The organism is Companilactobacillus insicii (assembly GCF_003946015.1).
GTDB classification, from domain to species: domain Bacteria; phylum Bacillota; class Bacilli; order Lactobacillales; family Lactobacillaceae; genus Companilactobacillus; species Companilactobacillus insicii.
In genome coordinates, this window is the sequence record NZ_RHNU01000018.1 from 19,547 (window position 1) to 36,374 (window position 16,828).

Genomic DNA, 16,828 nt, shown 5'->3' on the forward strand with positions numbered 1-16,828 from the left:
AGCATATGACAGAAAAATTAGTAACAAGTTACGATCAGATTCCGCAAGAATTGCGTGACTTGAAACAATGGGGCCTGTTCAAATTGAAATGGGTACCCGAACGAAAGAGGAATACTAAAATTCCTTTTAATGCAATTGATGGTAACAATGCTAAAAGTAATGATCCTAGTACGTGGACGACGTTTGACCATGCAATCGAGGAATTGAAACTCAATAGTAAAGATTTCGATGGATTATCATTCTTCTTTGCTAATGGTTATGCGGGTATCGATGTGGATCATGTCGAAAGTGACATCATGAGATACCGACAAGGCGATTACGAAGACAATATTGTTTCAGAATTTATGAATGTAACTCGCTCATACACAGAGGTAAGTCAATCAGGTACAGGAATTCATATCATATTCAAAGGTGAAATACCTGGCTCACATAGGCGTAAGAATAACATAGAAATGTACGATGAGGGCCGTTTCTTTGCCCTTACAGGAAAGAGTTTAGGAAGTAATAAAGTTATAAGCAAAGCTGATATAAACGTCTTATACGACAAGTATTTAGCTGAAAAAAAGGTTGTCCCTATAAGGACTTCCACAGAGGTAGAACCAAATAATTTATCAGAATTTGAAATTATCAAGCAAGCTATAAATAGTAAGAGCGGAGACAGTTTCAAAGCTCTTATGTATGGTGGCTGGGAAAAACTTTATGGTTCGCAGTCAGAGGCGGACTTAGCACTTGCTAACTATCTAGCCTTTTGGACGGGTAGGGATTTTGGTAAAATGGATGCCATTTTTAGACAGTCTGTTTTATATCGTGATAAATGGGATGAGAAGCACGGGAAAACAACGTATGGCGTGGCAACTTTAAACAAAGCTATCAATGATACGAACAATGTTTTTACTAATCCTGAACACAGAACAGTTAAGCATTACAACCTTGAATTTATGAAAGAGCCTGACAAGAAATTGCCAAGACGTTCGTGGGATGATACTGGCGAAACCGATAGGGTTATTGATCAGTTCGGTGATGTAATTAAATATTCCTACATTAATAAATGTTGGTACATATTTAATGGAAGCTACTGGGAAGTTGACCAGTCAGGCAAAATACATCAATTAATTGATGCTATGACAGAAAGTATTGGAAAAGAGAAAATTGAAATCCCAGCTAATGCAGAGGAAAAAGAAGAAGCTGCTATTAAAAAAGCGTTTGATAAGTTTGTAAAACATTCACGTAGTAATTCGGCTAAAAAAGCTGTTATGGATGAATTAAAACATAGAGTATCGGTAGCACCGAATGAGTTTGATATTGATAAAACACTATTAAATGCAAGTAACGGTTATATCGATTTAGCAAGTGGAGAGCTACATGACCATGATATAAATAAATTGTTTAGCAAAGAAGCAAATGTAGAGTATTCCGACAAAGCAAGCTGTGATGAGTGGATAAAATTCTTAGATCAAATATTTAATCATGATCAAGAGTTGATTGACTATGTTCAAACGGCTGTTGGTTACTCAATGACTGGTTCAATCAAAGAACAAATCATGTTTATTCTTTATGGAAACGGTCGAAATGGTAAGTCAGTATTCCTAGAAACAATCAGCAATATTTTAGGAACATATGCAAAAACTATTCAAGCAAGTTCAATTATGATTAAGCAGAACTCAGGCGGTCCTAATTCTGATATTGCAAGACTAGCAGGAGCAAGACTAGTAACCAGTTCTGAACCTAACGAAGGTTTAAGAATGGATGAAGGATTAGTAAAGCAATTGACTGGTGGAGATAAAGTCGTAGCACGTCAATTGTACGGTAAAGAATTCGAGTTTGAACCTGAATTTAAACTCTGGCTGGCAACTAACCACAAACCTATTATCCGTGGTACTGATGATGGTATATGGAGACGTATTAGATTGATCCCATTTTTAGTTCAAATTCCAGATGATAAAGTCGATAAAGACTTGAAGTACAAACTTGCTCGTGAATCAATCGGAATTCTTAATTGGGCTGTTGATGGTGCATTAAAGTGGCAACAACATGGCCTCCACACTCCACGAGTGATAGAGAGTGCGAGTGAAGGATATCGTGAGGAAATGGATGTATTAAGTCAATTTGTTTCCGAGACCTGTGATACAGGTACCGAATACACGATAAATGCTAGTCAGTTATACAAACTTTATAAATCATGGGCAGAAGACAACGTTCAATATCAAATGAGTAATACGAAGTTTGGTAGAGAAATGACTAATCGATTTAAGAAAGTTCATACCCGTGTAGGAGCAATCTATAAAGGATTAAAAGTTAAAAGTGACGCCAGATTGAACTGGATGGATCAAAAATAAATATGTGACGGGATTGTGACAAGTATGTTTCACGGGCTATCGGTTGGTACTGTAGGTGTTTCACAACTATATATATACTGTGACGGGTTACTCTACTTTAAGTAATAATAAAATAATATATATATATATATATAAGAACACATATATATAAGCATAAAATAAAAAGATTTTGAGTTACCCGTCACATATAAAAAAATATGGTCTGAAACCTTACAGCTGTAAGGCCCGTGGACGTTTGATTACCCATCACCAAACACGTCACATTTTCACGATTGGAGACTATTAATGGATTTTAAAAGTGAAACTGGTTTATCAACAAGAGAAATAGTAGATAAATTGTATTACGACTATGGATATATTATTTATCCTCGACAATTAAATGCAGTTTTAAGAGGAAACACGAAACCAGATTTGGAATTAAGGGGGTATTTGGCAAATATACATGAACAAAACGGAAGAACACGAAATTCAATCAAAAATTATGATCGATGTAAGTAAACATCACTGTCATATTTTTAGAACTAATACAGGCACTGTTGAAATGAAACGAGGAGGATATTTCAGAGCTGGACCACCGTCCGGGTTTCCCGACCTTACTGGTTTCAAAGATAGCAACGGAAAAGTATTTTTCATCGAAGTTAAAAAACGAACTGGTCGTGCACGTGAAGATCAAATTCAATTTCATTACATGCTATCGAACCACAATATAATCCACGGTATAGCACGTTCACCAGAAGATGCATTAAAAATTATTGATGAGGAGTTGGTGGGCTATGGATTTAAATCATGATGATTGTGGAGGAAATAGAAAATGACTAATTCAGTAATAAAAATGGTTCAAGCAATTGAAGCTGATTATGGAACGGTTAACTGTAAAGAGGCTTCCAATGATCCTCGTTTGAAAGCATTACAAAGGCGTTTCTCTGATCCAGTTGAGCAAAGCAACCAACTAAGTAAGGAACAGCAGCTGCACAAGGTAAAACGACTACGTAAGGCACAACGACTACTTGATACTACTGACCTACCTAAATATAAAATTGCCGATCAAGTCGGTTACAACAAAGATTATTTCAGTGCATTATGTACAGATGGATATTTAGATGACACTAAGTGGTATATCAGTCGGAAACATCTACACCATTACGAGTACTATTGTGACGGCAAACTAATTGCTAAAGGAACAATCAATCAAATTGCAATTTTAACGGGCAAGGTTCCTTCATCAATCCGCTGGTGTACATCAAGCAGCTATAAGAAATATGAGCATAAGCATACTTACAGATTGGTGAAAGTTAGATGAGGTAGAGACAATGAATAAAACAAAAATTATGAATCGACACGTCAAGCCTGTCATGCCTAAAGTTTTTGATGAATGGTATAAAGATGTAATTGAATCATATGGTGGAACAAACACTAGAAAAACTCTTTCCATAGCTTTTAATACTTTATTAACTGTAGAGTCTAGTATCTATGACGAATTCGAATCAAGTCTAAAAGGCTGGTTTGTAGAAAGTGATTCAATAGATGATTTAGATAGAATTTCAAAATGCATTGACGCCATTCGATACGGTTATGAGGTGGAAGAATGAAAGTATTAAAGACCATATACGGAATTATGTTTGATATTTTAAGTATTCCATTCGTACTACTAATTCTTATTGCAATGGTGGGATTATGGGCCGTCATTAACTTATTCCTATTTGCAGTTAGACAAAAGTGTTATGTACCACTAAATAGAGTACTTATTGAATATGGGTTTACAAATGAGTGAATTACAAGGTGGAAAAATGACTGAAAAAGAAGAAAAATTATTAAAAGCAATTCAAGTGAGTGAAAGCAAAATCTATTAGGTGTAGAAATGAGGAAGAATAATGAATAAAGATGAATTAAAACAATTAATAAAATTGCAAATGAAGCAAGCTGATGAATTATTAGATAAAAATGTTGAGTCAGGTTGCTGGAGTAATGATAGAGCTACATTATTTCAAGTGTTGAAATCCATTCGTAAAAATTCAATTGAATTTGAGAAAAAGGCTTATAAATATTAATTACTGAGAAGAATAAAAACAATTTTTATAGACACACATATTATAATTAAGGAGAGTGAGCATTATTAGATCAGGAACGAAGAAACGAATTGAAGAAATTCTACGTGACTATCCTAAGATGGATAGATATATCCATGATAGAAGAGAAGAATTAATGTTCCCAACCAAATCAGAAGATGACAATGTAGGTGGTGGCAAGTCATCTAAGATTTCTAAGCCGCAAGAACAGATGCTTATTACTATTGACGAGGACAAGCAACTAAAAGCCTTAGAACGTGAGCAAGAAGCAGTAGCGATCAGTTTAGCTGATAGTGATGCCGACACTAACGTTATCGCTGAAGAATTATATTTCAAGGAATATCCAAAGTATCAAATGGATGGATTGATTGAAGACGAGCTAATATATTGCGGACGTACTCAAGCATTCCAAAAGAAGTCTAAATTGATTAGAAGAATTGCAAAAGAAATGGGACTATATGATCCCTATTAAACCGTACTAATTGCGTACGCACAGACCCTATTTAAGAGTTAAATTAGTAGTATAGATGATTGACAGAGATGCTGACCGTCTAAATAAAATACAAGATATGTCCCTCAAACTTTTTTAAACGACATTGTAAGACGTGTGGAAAGCGTCTTACTTCTGTGAGAACGCATGGGCGAATCGGCAGAGATAAAACGATAGATATAATTGCTCATGCCGATGTTAGGTTCGATTCCATGCCTGGCTATATGGTGGGAAAGTTAGCACTTAGTTTGCTCAATAGCAACGAGGATTAAGTGGTAGGTAGCTACTACAGGGGAGCTAGCGTGGTGTGTTAATTGGTGAGACGTATACTAGTAAATGCGTTGGTAGGTTCGACTCCTGCACATGCTGTTTAATAATAGATCGCGTGCTTAGTACGTCACTAGCGGATGGATATTAATCCATCTGTTTTTTATTTTGCATTAAACGGAGAAATAGAAATGACATTTGATTGGGAGGTAATTGAATAATGTTCACACTATTTACCTTAGTATTTTTTATGGCCAAAATTTTAGGCTATATTAGTTGGTCGTGGTGGCTTGTGTTTAGTCCAATGTTGATTTTAGTGGGATTATTTGCCGTGACGTATGGAATTGCTGGAATAATTGCTATTGTTGATGCACACAAAGATTTTAAAAATCATTGATCAAGTAGGACTTTAAAAATGGGAAGAAGCCGAAAAAGATTATTTAGCTAGGATAACCATATCCCCCCCCGTACTTATTAAGCACATTGTTTTAATTAAGACCCCCACGCCTCAACATCCCCGGTGTGGTGGTCTAGTTTTATGCCCTCATCTAACAAATAGTACCCACCCTAATAAATAAGACCCCCCATACTATTTAAATACTCCCACCCATATAGAAAGGAGCCTACCCATATGGCAAAGCGTAGAGCAGACCAGACAGGACAGCATAGAGTTGCATTCGATAAGAACAAGAAGATAATCCTTAAGACACAGAATGTCTGTGGCATTTGTGGAAGACCAGTAGACAAACGTTTGAAGTCTCCTGATCCAATGAGTCCAGTTATTGATCACATTATACCGATAAGCAAAGGCGGACATCCATCTGACATAGACAACCTACAGCTCGCTCACTGGTCATGCAACAGACAGAAGTCAGATAAGCTGTTTAACAATAAAGAAATTAACTTAAAAGATAGTAAAGTGGTTGGTAACCGCAATTTGCCACAATCAATTAATTGGACCTCCTATCATTCATGACGGATTTTAGGAGGTTTTAAAGGATTGAACGTTGTGACGATTAGAAGGGGGTATGAGTCCCCCTACGGCGCCTCAGCCGGACTTCACGCCGTCACTGTACATTTTTTCTCATGAATTTATTAAGGAGTTGATATATTGGAATATAAAGGAATTGATTATCTTAGAAATAAGCTGTCTAACCGGCGTTCTAGGGTAAATATGAGATATAAACAATACGCAATGAAATGGCAAGATTTAGATCCAGGCGTTACCATTCCGCTTGAAATTAAATCTAAATATCGTTCAGTTTTAGGCTGGTGTGCTAAAGGTGTGGACAGTTTGGCGGATAGACTAGTATTTAGGGATTTTGATAATGACGATTTTGAGGTTAACGAAATTTTTGAAGCTAATAACCCTGATGTGTTTTTTGATTCTGCAGTTTTATCAGCGCTCATTGGTTCATGTTCATTCATTTATATATCAAAGGCTAATGACCAGGTTCGACTACAAGTTATTGAAGCAAGTAATGCAACGGGAATCATTGATCCAATTACCAATTTACTAACTGAAGGATATGCGGTTTTGAAGCGTGATGACTTTGGAAATCCAATTTCCGAAGCCTATTTTTTACCAACTGAAACTAGATTCTTAATTAATGGCGTAGAATCGGTAGTTCCTAATCCAACAAATCATCCATTATTGGTTCCAATTATCCATAGACCTGATGCAGTTAGACCATTTGGACGTTCAAGAATAACTAGGTCAGGGATGTATTATCAGCGATACGCAAAACGTACTTTGGAAAGAGCAGATATTACTGCTGAATTTTATTCATTCCCACAAAAGTATGTTCTTGGAACTAGCCAAGATTCTGAACCAATGGATTCATGGAAAGCCACTGTTTCAAGTATGTTGGAATTTACAAAAGATTCCGACGGAGATAAACCCGTTGTTGGACAATTCACAACTTCAAGCATGACACCGTTCACGGAACAGCTTAAAACTGCAGCAGCTGGTTTTGCCGGTGAAACGGGATTAACCATGGACGATTTAGGATTTGTTTCTGATAATCCATCAAGTGTGGAAGCCATTAAAGCTAGTCATGAGAACTTTCGATTAGCTGGTAGAAAGGCACAACGATCACTTGGTTCTGGTTTTCTCAATGTTGCTTATTTAGCTGCTTGCTTACGTGATAATCTTTCATATGAACGTAAAGAATTTGTTAAAACCGTACCAAAATGGGAACCATTATTTGAAGCTGATGCTAATATGCTTTCACTAATTGGAGATGGAGCTATTAAATTGAATCAAGCAATACCTGGATTCATGGATAAGGAAACAATTCGTGAAATAACAGGTGTGAAAGGTTCTGATTCTGCACCGATAGAAGTGAGTGATGATAATGGACACTAAAGATATTGTTCCAGGACTTTTAGCAGCTATTGATCAATACTTCATTGAAACGAATGCTAATTCTAAGGAATTAAAACGATTGGTTGAACTTCAGAAAAAAGGAAAAGCTGACTACAAACAAGTAAATGAATTAGCGATTGAAATTGGTAAAAACATGAGTAAGGCATTAAAAAGATATATTAATGCTGAATCATTACCAGATGAGAAATTTTATTTTAATATCGCTAATCGATTAATTAGTACATCTTTGAAAACTAACTTTGATATTGTTTCTGGATATTCTTTGGACGTGCAAAAATCTTTGAATGAACGAGCTAATATTCATTTAAAACCGCAAGTTCCCGAATTTAATCAAGAAAAAGCAAAAGGTTTAGTTGAAAAACTAGTTCATGCTGAAAGCTTTGATGATGTCGCTTGGTTACTTGATGAACCAATCGTAACTTTTACACAATCTATTGTTGATGATTCAATTCAGAAAAATATTGAATTTCAATCTAAGGCAGGATTAAAACCGAGAATCACAAGAACATTGGTTGGCAAGGGATGTGATTGGTGTCGAAATTTAGCCGGTTCGTATTTGTATAGCGAAGCACCAGACGAAATTTACCACCGGCATGAAAGATGCCGTTGCATTGTGAACTATCATCCAGGTGACGGAAGAAAACAAGATGTATGGTCTAAGAAATGGAGTTAAAAATGGATAAAAATTTAATTATTTACACCTATGATTGTGAACGTCGTTTCAAATATATTGGTGATATATATGAAGATGATGATAATTTAGAATTTGCATTCATTGATGAAAAAACTGGTAAAAAGTTTCAAGCAATTTTTAAGATGTCTGAAATTATTGGATATGTGTATCAAGAATAATTAATTTTGACCCAAGCAAGTCGTAAAAAGGCGGGTATTAAGATTGAAAGGGGAAGATGATGAATACTTCAGTTAGATTAGGTAATCAGATTCCCACTCAATCGGTAATTCTTCCATTTACTAAATCCTTATATAAAAATGCGATTGAAAATTATGAGAAATCAGGACGAAAAGCTCAAGAATGGCAAGTAGAACTTGCTAAGGATTTATTTGCAGTCAACGATGATGGTCTTTGGGTTCATACTAAATTTGGATATTCGATTCCACGACGTAATGGTAAGACTGAATTAATTGTGATTCGTGAAATTCAAGGACTTCTGAGCGGTGAACAAATTCTTCATACCGCTCATAGAACCACAACTAGTCATTCATCTTGGGAGCGAGTTCTAAAACTGTTGGATAAGGCTGGTATTAAATACAAGTCTTTGAAAGCGGTAGGACGTGAACGGATTGATGTCCCTGAAACTGGTGGACGTGTGGAGTTTAGAACTCGTACTTCTACCGGTGGACTTGGTGAAGGTTTTGATTTACTTGTGATTGATGAGGCTCAAGAATATACGACTGATCAAGAATCGGCATTAAAATATGTTGTTACTGATAGTGATAACCCACAAACCATTTTCTGTGGAACACCGCCAACACCACTTTCTTCAGGAACCGTTTTTGTCGATTTTAGAAATAGTGTTTTGGAAGGTAAAACAGAAAATGCCGGATGGGCTGAATGGTCAGTTGAGGACCAATCAGATGTTCGTGACCGTGAGCTTTGGTATAAAACTAACCCATCTTTAGGAACAATCTTTACGGAACGTTCAATTCAAGATGAAGTTGGTAGTGATGAAGTCGATTTTAATATCCAACGACTTGGCTTATGGATTAAATACAATCAAAAGTCAGCAATTTCAGAGAATGAATGGCGTGAATTGAAAGTTCGCTCATTACCCGTTTTTCAAGGACAATTGTATGTTGGAATTAAATACGGCAATGATGGTGCTAACGTTGCTATGAGTGTGGCAGTCAAAACACTTTCTAATCATGTGTTTGTTGAATCGATTGACTGTCAATCAGTCAGAAATGGAAATAGTTGGATAGTCAAATTCTTGCGAAGCGCCGATATCAAACAGGTGGTAATTGATGGTGCTAGTGGTCAAAATATCTTGGCAAGTGAGATGAAAGACTTTAGGTTAAAACCACCAATATTACCAACCGTCAAAGAAGTTATCAATGCTAACAGTATGTGGGAACAAGGGATTTATCAGCAGTCGATTTGTCATAATGATCAACCATCATTAACGTTAGTAGTAACTAACACTGCCAAAAGAAATATTGGCTCAAGTGGTGGATTTGGCTACAAGTCGCAATTTGATGATATGGATATTAGTTTAATGGACAGCGCTTTATTAGCACATTGGGCTTGTGCTAATGACAAGCCTAAGCAAAAACAACAGGTGAGATATTAAGACGTTTAAGACGTTTTTTTATTGCCAAAATTACCGAACCACCGGGAATAGTGGGAGAAAGGATATTTAATTATGTCAGAATTTAAACCTATTGAAACACAAGAGGATTTGGATAAAATCCTCCAAGAAAGATTGAACCGTCAAAAGGAAAGCTATGAAAAAAAACTTTCTGATTATGACAGTTTGAAGAAAGAAAATGCTTCACTTCAATCAGCCATTAACGAAAATAAGGAAAAGTATGCAAACTACGATAAGAATCTTGAAGAATTAAATTCCAAGATTTCAGGATATGAAATGGATAATCTTAAAACCAAAATTGCTATGGAAAACAACATTCCTTACAACCTCGCTAATAGATTAGTTGGTGACGATGAAGAAAGCTTAAAGGCTGATGCTGAACGTTTATCAGGATATATGAAGCATGGTGAACCAGAACCACCATTAAAAACTACTGAATCTGGTAAAGATTCTGTATCAAAAGAAAATGAAGCATATGCAAATATGCTAGACAATTTAGATTTAGAAGGAGAATAATATAATGGCACTATCAAAAGAAAAGAATTTTGAACCACAATTAGTAAGTGATTTGATTACAAAAGTTAAAGGTAAGAGTTCAGTGGCTGCTTTATCGAATCAAGCGCCTATTGCTTTTAACGGTCAAAAAGAATTTACCTTTACCATGGACAAGGATATTGATATCGTTGCTGAAAATGGTAAGAAAACTGAAGGTGGTGTATCAATTGCACCATTAACAATTGTTCCAATCAAAGTTGAATATGGTGCACGTGTATCAGATGAATTTATGTACGCTGCAGATGAAGAAAAGATTGATATCTTGAAATCATTTAATGATGGATACGCCAAGAAATTAGCACGTGGTTTAGATTTGATGGCATTCCATGGTATTAATCCAAGAACTAAAGAAGCATCTGCTGTAATTGGTGATAATCATCTTGATAAGAAAGTTACACAAACTGTTGATTTTACAACAGGTAATCCAGATGCAAACATTGAAACAGGTGTATCGCTTGTTCAAGGTGCAGAAGGTGCAGTTTCTGGTATGGCCATGGATCCAGCATTTTCTGCAGAATTAGCACAAATGAAAACAGCAACTGATAATAACGTTCGTTTATTCCCAGAATTGGCTTGGGGTGCAAACCCCGGCTCCATCAATGGACTACAAACAGATATTAACAACACTGTTTCTGGTGGCACTGATGATTTAGCTATTCTTGGTGACTTTACAAATGGGTTTAAGTGGGGCTATGCAAAACAAATTCCACTTGAAATTATTAAATATGGTGATCCAGACAATTCAGGATTTGACTTGAAGGGATATAATCAAGTTTATCTTAGTTCTGAAACATATCTTGGCTGGGGAATTATGGATGCTAATAGTTTTGCCCGTATTGTTAAACCTGCGGAGGCCTAAAGATGGAATATAGAAATTTAAAGACTGGTGCTGTTATCAATGTGAGTTCTAAAATTTCTGGTGAAAATTGGGCTTTAGTTGAAAACGAAAAAAAGCCAACTAATAAGAAACCAAGTCCAAAAAAAATACCACCTAAAAAGGTGGTTGCCAAAAAAGAACCAGTTAAAAAAGTGGTTGCTAAAAAAGAGCCAGTAAAGAAAAACGAAATCACTAAAACCAAAATTATGCAAGAATTGGATGCGTTTGGAATCAAATATGATTCTAAATCTTCCAAGGATGAACTATATCAACTCATGATTGAAGGTGGTTAATATGTCTGATTTTGCGACTACAGAAGACTTAGAAATATTGTGGAGAACTTTAAAACCAGGCGAAGAAGAACGTGCTAAGAGCCTTTTAGAAGTGGTTTCCAATTCACTAAGAGTTGAAGCGCAAAAGTATAATAAAGACCTTGATAAAATGGTTGAAGATGATGCTTATGCTAGTGTTGTGAAGTCAGTAACCGTGGATGTTGTTGCAAGAACTCTAATGACATCAACTGATCAAGAGCCAATGACACAAACATCTGAAGCTGCTTTGGGATATTCTTGGAGCGGTTCATATTTGGTTCCAGGTGGTGGCTTGTTTATTAAAAATTCCGAACTAGCCAGATTAGGTTTTAAACGTCAAAGAATGGGAGTGATTGAACCTTATGACACGAATCCACGGAATTACGGTTACTTTATTTGATAAGGTCAAAACTGGTTTAGACGGCTTCGGAGAACCTATTTATGAAGAACGTCCTATTAACGTTGATAATGTTTTAGTTAGTCCGGCATCAACTGATGATGTTACTAATCAGCTTAATTTGACGGGGAAGAAAGTCATTTATACTTTGGCGATTCCTAAAGGCGATAATCACGATTGGACTAATAAAGTGGTTCAGTTCTTTGGTCAAAGATGGCGAACAGTCGGAGTTCCACTTGAAGGAATTGAAGATATGATTCCTTTAAATTGGAATAAGAAAGTGACGGTTGAAAGATATGAGTAAGAAGTTCAAATTTAAACTTAATCATGCGGGTGTAGGACAACTTCTTAAATCATCAGAAATGGTTGATGTTTTGGAAGAAAAAGCCACGGGAATCCGTAATGGTGCCGGTAGTGGTTACGCTCAAGATACTTATATTGGTAAAAGCCGTGCTAACGCTATGATTTATGCTGATACTTATCAAGCTAAAAAGGATAATTTCAAAAATAATACGCTACTAAAGGCGGTGCATTAATGATTGAGAAAACGATTAAAGATTACTTAGACGGTCACTTAAATGTGCCGTCTTTTTTAGAGCGTCCAGAAAATCCACCAGAGACATATGTTCTATTTGAAAAAACTGGTGGGGCTGAAAGTAATCATATTGATTCTGCAACAATTGCATTTCAATGTTATGCAGAAAGTCTTTATGAAGCAGCTAAGTTAAATTTAAAACTTAAAGCATGTTTAAATGAAATGATTTATTTCACAGATATCAGTAAAGCTAAATTGAATTCAGATTATAACTTTACGGACCCAGAAACAAAAGAATATCGCTATCAAGCGATTTATGATTTTACATTTTAGGAGGAAGAATAAATGTCAGATACACAAAATGTTTCAACTGCTAAACCAAAAATTGGTGGTGCTGCATATACGGCACCTTTAAATACTGCACTTCCCACAGATGCCATTAAAGATTTGACTGATGATTTTAAACCATTAGGTTATATTTCAGAAGATGGACTAACAAATACAAATAGCCCTGATTCTGATTCAATCAAGGCTTGGGGTGGTGATACTGTCTCTATCGTTCAGAAGGGTAAGGAAGATACATTTCAATACACTCTAATCGAATCAATGAATATTGATGTGTTAAAAGAGGTATATGGAGAAAAGAACGTTACTGGAGATTTAGAGACAGGAATTAAAATTAACGCCAATTCAGATGAATATAAGCCACATATTTTAGTCTTTGACATGATTCTAAAAGGTGGAGTATTAAAACGTATTGTTATTCCTAACGGTACAATTTCTGAAATTGGGGATATTACATATGGAGATGAAGACGCTGTTGGATTTGAAACAACGTTTACTGCCTCGCCAGATAAAGTTGGAAATAATCATTACGAATATATCAATAAACCAGAAACACAAGAATAAGATAAGGGAGAGTAGTTAATATGATTAAGGGAAAGACTAAATCAGGGTTTAGTTATTTAATTCCTGAAAAAAGATTAGATAATTATGAATTATTAGAAGCCATCGGTGATATTGAAACTAATCCACTAATTATGCCAAAAGTTTTAAAACTTTTATTTGGTGAAAAACAAACCGAAAAACTAAAGAAACATTTGGCAGACAAAGAAGGGTTGATTTCTATGGAAAAAATGACCGCTGAAATTCAAGAAATCTTCGAAAGCCAAACTCAAGTAAAAAACTCTTAATCCTTGCCTACATGTTGAAATTTGATAAGGATGCACTTTTGTGTGACTTAGCAGAGACATATCAAATATATGACTTTAAACAGTTACCTTTAACCAAGGTAGCTGTTTTTTCTTTAGGTTTAAAAGATGATTCGAGAATCAAAATGAAATTAAGAAATCAAAAGTTGAACTTAGAAGAAATGCTTATGGTGTCTATTGCGGACAGCTTGAAATTACTTCTTTGGTCCAAAACTAAGGATGCTCAAAAAAATAGAAATAGACCAGTTCTTTGGTCATCACTATTTGAAAAACCTAAAGAGAAAAAAGAAGCCGTATTTAGTTCAGGCAAGGATTTTGCAAAAGAGCGTAAAAAGTTATTGATGAAAGGAGGAAATAATTAATGGCAACCGAATTAGGAAAAGCATATGTTCAAGTTATTCCATCAGCCAAGGGCATTAGTGGTGCACTAAAAGGTCAATTAGATCCAGAAGCAGCAGCCGCTGGTTCAAGTGCAGGTGAATCATTGAGTAGTAAATTGATATCAGTTGTGAAAGGTGCAATTGTTACAGCAGGTATTGGTAAGGCTATTGGTGCATCTATTAGTGAAGGTGCCAAGCTACAACAATCACTTGGTGGTGTTGAAACCATCTTTAAGAAATCTGCTAGTAAGGTAAAGCAATATGCTGCACAAGCCTATAAAACTGCGGGTATGTCTGCTAATGACTATATGGAAAATGTAACTAGCTTTTCAGCCAGTCTGTTGCAATCACTAGGTGGTAATACTGGCAAAGCGGCTAAGGTAGCTAATATGGCTATGATTGACATGTCTGATAATGCTAATAAGTTTGGTAGTAATATGGGTGATATTCAGAATGCTTATCAAGGTTTTGCCAAACAGAATTACACCATGTTGGATAACTTGAAGTTAGGCTATGGTGGTACTAAGGAAGAAATGGAACGACTTCTTAAAGATGCTACTAAGTTGACTGGTAAGAAGTACGATATTAGTAATCTTTCAGACGTTTATAATGCGATTCACGCAATTCAAGGCAAACTTGATATTACTGGTACAACCGCTAAAGAAGCTGCTACTACATTTAGTGGATCTTTTGATTCTATGAAAGCTGCAGCACAAAACTTTTTGGGTAATATCGCATTAGGTAGAGATATCAAGCCATCGCTAAAGGCATTGGCAAAAACTACATCTAACTTTATATTCAATAACTTTATTCCAATGGTTGGTAATATTCTTAAAGCATTGCCTGGAGCATTGGTTACTTTTATTGATGCTGCGATTCCATTAGTCAAATCTGGAGTCAGTAACATGTTTAAAAGTGCATTCAGTGGCTCAATTGATTTTGCTAGTTATTTAAAACCTGCTTTAGCGGTATTGGGAGCTTTTACAGTACCTGCAGGTTTGAAATTACTTGGTGGTGTCTTTAGTAAATTAAGTTTTGTGGTTAAACCACTAGGTGGGATTTTTTCAGGATTTGGTTCAGTACTAAAACCAATCGGTGGAATCTTTACTGGATTAGGTGGAATCGTTAAAACTGTTGCAAGCAGTTTTTCATCGTTTGCCACATCAATATTAAAAGTCGGAGCTGGTATTGGTGCCGCTACATTAGGTATGTCTGCACTTGCTTTTGGTATCACTGCTTTAGCTAGTACTGGTACAGCAGGAATAACTGCAATGGCGGCGTTTGGCTTGACTGTTGGTGGACTAACTGCGGTATTTGCTTTAGCAGCACCCGCCTTACAATCTGGCGCTTTGGGTATTGCAGCATTTGGTGCAGCATTGCTTTCAGCTGGTGTTGGTATTGGTGTTGCTACTGCTGGAATCAGTTTGATGGTTGGAAGCTTTGCTTTATTGAATCAATCATTTGTTCAGCTAACGACTGTATCGAGCCAGTTAATCCCAATGTTTACTAATTTGGGCTTAGGATTAAGTGCTATGATGACAAGTTTTCTAACTTCAGTCATTACTAACATGCCTTTAATTGTTCAAGCATTTGTTACGTTAGGAACCGGTATTTTAAATGCAATTAATACTTTAATGCCACAATTGATAACTACCGGTATGAATATGATCATGTCACTTTTGAATGGAATAAATTCAAATATTGGACAGATTATATCTGTATCAATTCAAATCATCACCAAGTTTATTGGTGGTTTAGCTAACGGATTACCACAAATTTTAGAAAAAGGTGTCGAATTTATCGTTAACCTATTTAACGGTATTGCCCAGAATTTAGGGAAAATTATAACTGCAGCAGTGAATGTCATTGTGGCCTTTATTGGTGGAATTGCTGATAATTTGGGGAAAATTGTTGCTGCAGCGCTTGATTTAATAACAAAATTCGCACAGGCAATAATTGATAATCAATCTAAAATGGCGACTGCCGCTACTAAAATAATTCAAGCATTTGTAACATCAGTAGGTACGGCAATGGGAACCATCATTGGTTCCGGAAGTAAATTAATTGGCTGGTTCGTTGATGGTTTGCTTAAAGGATTAGGTAAGTCACGAGGAGCCGGAAAGAAAAATGCTAACGCCGTTAAGACTGGTGCTGTTACTGATTTATGGTCAAATGGTAGTGCAATTATGAACAGTTTTCTGCGTGGTTTAAAGTCAGTGTGGGGAAATGTTAAAAATTTTGTTTCTGGTATTGGTACATGGATCAAAAACCATAAGGGACCAATATCTTATGATAAAAAGTTACTAATTCCAGCCGGTCAAGCCATCATGGGTGGTTTAAATAATGGTTTAAGTGAAGCATTTAAAGACGTTAAATCAAACGTTAATTCAATGTCCGGCTTTATCAATGATGAAGTTAATGACTCAATCAATGATATTGGTGTTAATCCCGGTCGAATAAGCAAAGTTTCAAGTGTGAAGTTTGATGATATTAGTGCTAAGAATGATTCAACTATTGTTGGCCAATTAAATGAAGTCATGTCACTTTTAAATGGTTTGAATGATAAAAACCAAAATTATCAAGTTGTTTTGGACAACAATGTTTTGGCTGGTGAGTTAACACCTAATATTGATAGAAATTTAAGTGATACTTGGCGTAAAAACGATGGAAAGATAGGTAGGTGATAA

General features: G+C 35.9%; 24 protein-coding genes. All 24 read left to right on the forward strand.

Annotation, left to right across the window (positions count from 1 at the left end):
- The first annotated feature begins 5 nt into the window (after positions 1-5).
- The 24 genes from EKM79_RS07035 (at position 6) to EKM79_RS07135 (ending at position 16,825) form a co-directional block, all read left to right on the forward strand.
- Positions 6-2,336, forward strand: a complete 2,331-nt coding sequence (locus EKM79_RS07035; protein WP_125567292.1) for a phage/plasmid primase, P4 family — start codon at positions 6-8, stop codon at positions 2,334-2,336.
- Between the two features lie 442 nt (positions 2,337-2,778).
- On the forward strand, positions 2,779-3,126 hold the full coding sequence (locus EKM79_RS07040) for a VRR-NUC domain-containing protein (protein WP_125567294.1): 348 nt from the start codon (positions 2,779-2,781) through the stop codon (positions 3,124-3,126).
- A gap of 21 nt (positions 3,127-3,147) precedes the next feature.
- Positions 3,148-3,636, forward strand: a complete 489-nt coding sequence (locus EKM79_RS07045; RefSeq protein WP_125567295.1) for a helix-turn-helix transcriptional regulator — start codon at positions 3,148-3,150, stop codon at positions 3,634-3,636.
- A gap of 10 nt (positions 3,637-3,646) precedes the next feature.
- A complete protein-coding gene (locus EKM79_RS07050) occupies positions 3,647-3,925 on the forward strand; it encodes a hypothetical protein (RefSeq protein ID WP_125567297.1) in 279 nt (92 codons plus the stop codon).
- A complete protein-coding gene (locus EKM79_RS07055; RefSeq protein ID WP_125567299.1) occupies positions 3,922-4,107 on the forward strand; it encodes a hypothetical protein in 186 nt (61 codons plus the stop codon). Before EKM79_RS07050 ends, EKM79_RS07055 begins: the two co-directional genes overlap by 4 nt.
- Positions 4,108-4,207: 100 nt before the next feature.
- Positions 4,208-4,384: a hypothetical protein gene (locus EKM79_RS12225; protein WP_164506033.1), complete on the forward strand. Its 177-nt coding sequence runs from the start codon at positions 4,208-4,210 to the stop codon at positions 4,382-4,384.
- Positions 4,385-4,439: 55 nt separating this feature from the next.
- Positions 4,440-4,874, forward strand: a complete 435-nt coding sequence (locus tag EKM79_RS07060; RefSeq protein ID WP_125567301.1) for a transcriptional regulator — start codon at positions 4,440-4,442, stop codon at positions 4,872-4,874.
- Between the two features lie 505 nt (positions 4,875-5,379).
- A complete protein-coding gene (locus EKM79_RS12230) occupies positions 5,380-5,556 on the forward strand; it encodes a hypothetical protein (RefSeq protein ID WP_164506034.1) in 177 nt (58 codons plus the stop codon).
- Between the two features lie 234 nt (positions 5,557-5,790).
- Positions 5,791-6,135 (forward strand): HNH endonuclease, encoded by a 345-nt coding sequence (locus tag EKM79_RS07065; protein ID WP_125567303.1) that lies wholly within the window; start codon positions 5,791-5,793, stop codon positions 6,133-6,135.
- 135 nt (positions 6,136-6,270) lie between these two features.
- Positions 6,271-7,527 carry a phage portal protein gene (locus EKM79_RS07070; protein WP_125567305.1) on the forward strand — a complete coding sequence of 419 codons (1,257 nt, stop codon included), beginning with the start codon at positions 6,271-6,273 and terminating at the stop codon, positions 7,525-7,527.
- The gene (locus EKM79_RS07075) at positions 7,517-8,221 is read left to right on the forward strand and encodes a hypothetical protein (RefSeq protein ID WP_125567307.1); all 705 of its coding nucleotides are present in this window, start codon (positions 7,517-7,519) and stop codon (positions 8,219-8,221) included. Before EKM79_RS07070 ends, EKM79_RS07075 begins: the two co-directional genes overlap by 11 nt.
- Before the next feature lie 2 nt (positions 8,222-8,223).
- Positions 8,224-8,400: a hypothetical protein gene (locus tag EKM79_RS12235; RefSeq protein ID WP_164506035.1), complete on the forward strand. Its 177-nt coding sequence runs from the start codon at positions 8,224-8,226 to the stop codon at positions 8,398-8,400.
- A gap of 59 nt (positions 8,401-8,459) precedes the next feature.
- Positions 8,460-9,857 (forward strand): terminase large subunit, encoded by a 1,398-nt coding sequence (locus EKM79_RS07080; RefSeq protein ID WP_125567359.1) that lies wholly within the window; start codon positions 8,460-8,462, stop codon positions 9,855-9,857.
- Between the two features lie 72 nt (positions 9,858-9,929).
- On the forward strand, positions 9,930-10,391 hold the full coding sequence (locus EKM79_RS07085) for a capsid assembly scaffolding protein Gp46 family protein (RefSeq protein WP_125567309.1): 462 nt from the start codon (positions 9,930-9,932) through the stop codon (positions 10,389-10,391).
- Between the two features lie 4 nt (positions 10,392-10,395).
- Positions 10,396-11,289: a phage major capsid family protein gene (locus EKM79_RS07090; RefSeq protein ID WP_125567310.1), complete on the forward strand. Its 894-nt coding sequence runs from the start codon at positions 10,396-10,398 to the stop codon at positions 11,287-11,289.
- Between the two features lie 2 nt (positions 11,290-11,291).
- Positions 11,292-11,600 carry a hypothetical protein gene (locus EKM79_RS07095; RefSeq protein WP_125567312.1) on the forward strand — a complete coding sequence of 103 codons (309 nt, stop codon included), beginning with the start codon at positions 11,292-11,294 and terminating at the stop codon, positions 11,598-11,600.
- Between the two features lies 1 nt (position 11,601).
- A complete protein-coding gene (locus tag EKM79_RS07100; protein WP_125567315.1) occupies positions 11,602-12,018 on the forward strand; it encodes a phage Gp19/Gp15/Gp42 family protein in 417 nt (138 codons plus the stop codon).
- Positions 11,981-12,319 (forward strand): hypothetical protein, encoded by a 339-nt coding sequence (locus EKM79_RS07105; RefSeq protein WP_125567317.1) that lies wholly within the window; start codon positions 11,981-11,983, stop codon positions 12,317-12,319. The genes EKM79_RS07100 and EKM79_RS07105 overlap by 38 nt, the downstream gene beginning before the upstream one ends.
- On the forward strand, positions 12,312-12,551 hold the full coding sequence (locus EKM79_RS07110) for a hypothetical protein (protein WP_125567319.1): 240 nt from the start codon (positions 12,312-12,314) through the stop codon (positions 12,549-12,551). Before EKM79_RS07105 ends, EKM79_RS07110 begins: the two co-directional genes overlap by 8 nt.
- Positions 12,551-12,883: a hypothetical protein gene (locus EKM79_RS07115; RefSeq protein WP_125567321.1), complete on the forward strand. Its 333-nt coding sequence runs from the start codon at positions 12,551-12,553 to the stop codon at positions 12,881-12,883. The genes EKM79_RS07110 and EKM79_RS07115 overlap by 1 nt, the downstream gene beginning before the upstream one ends.
- A 12-nt stretch (positions 12,884-12,895) precedes the next feature.
- Positions 12,896-13,459 carry a phage tail tube protein gene (locus tag EKM79_RS07120; RefSeq protein WP_125567323.1) on the forward strand — a complete coding sequence of 188 codons (564 nt, stop codon included), beginning with the start codon at positions 12,896-12,898 and terminating at the stop codon, positions 13,457-13,459.
- 20 nt (positions 13,460-13,479) lie between these two features.
- Entirely contained in the window at positions 13,480-13,743 is a 264-nt protein-coding gene (locus tag EKM79_RS07125; RefSeq protein WP_125567325.1) for a hypothetical protein, read from the forward strand.
- Between the two features lie 11 nt (positions 13,744-13,754).
- Positions 13,755-14,123, forward strand: a complete 369-nt coding sequence (locus EKM79_RS07130) for a DUF5361 domain-containing protein (RefSeq protein ID WP_125567327.1) — start codon at positions 13,755-13,757, stop codon at positions 14,121-14,123.
- Positions 14,123-16,825 carry a phage tail protein gene (locus EKM79_RS07135; RefSeq protein ID WP_125567329.1) on the forward strand — a complete coding sequence of 901 codons (2,703 nt, stop codon included), beginning with the start codon at positions 14,123-14,125 and terminating at the stop codon, positions 16,823-16,825. The genes EKM79_RS07130 and EKM79_RS07135 overlap by 1 nt, the downstream gene beginning before the upstream one ends.
- Positions 16,826-16,828 lie beyond the last annotated feature (3 nt).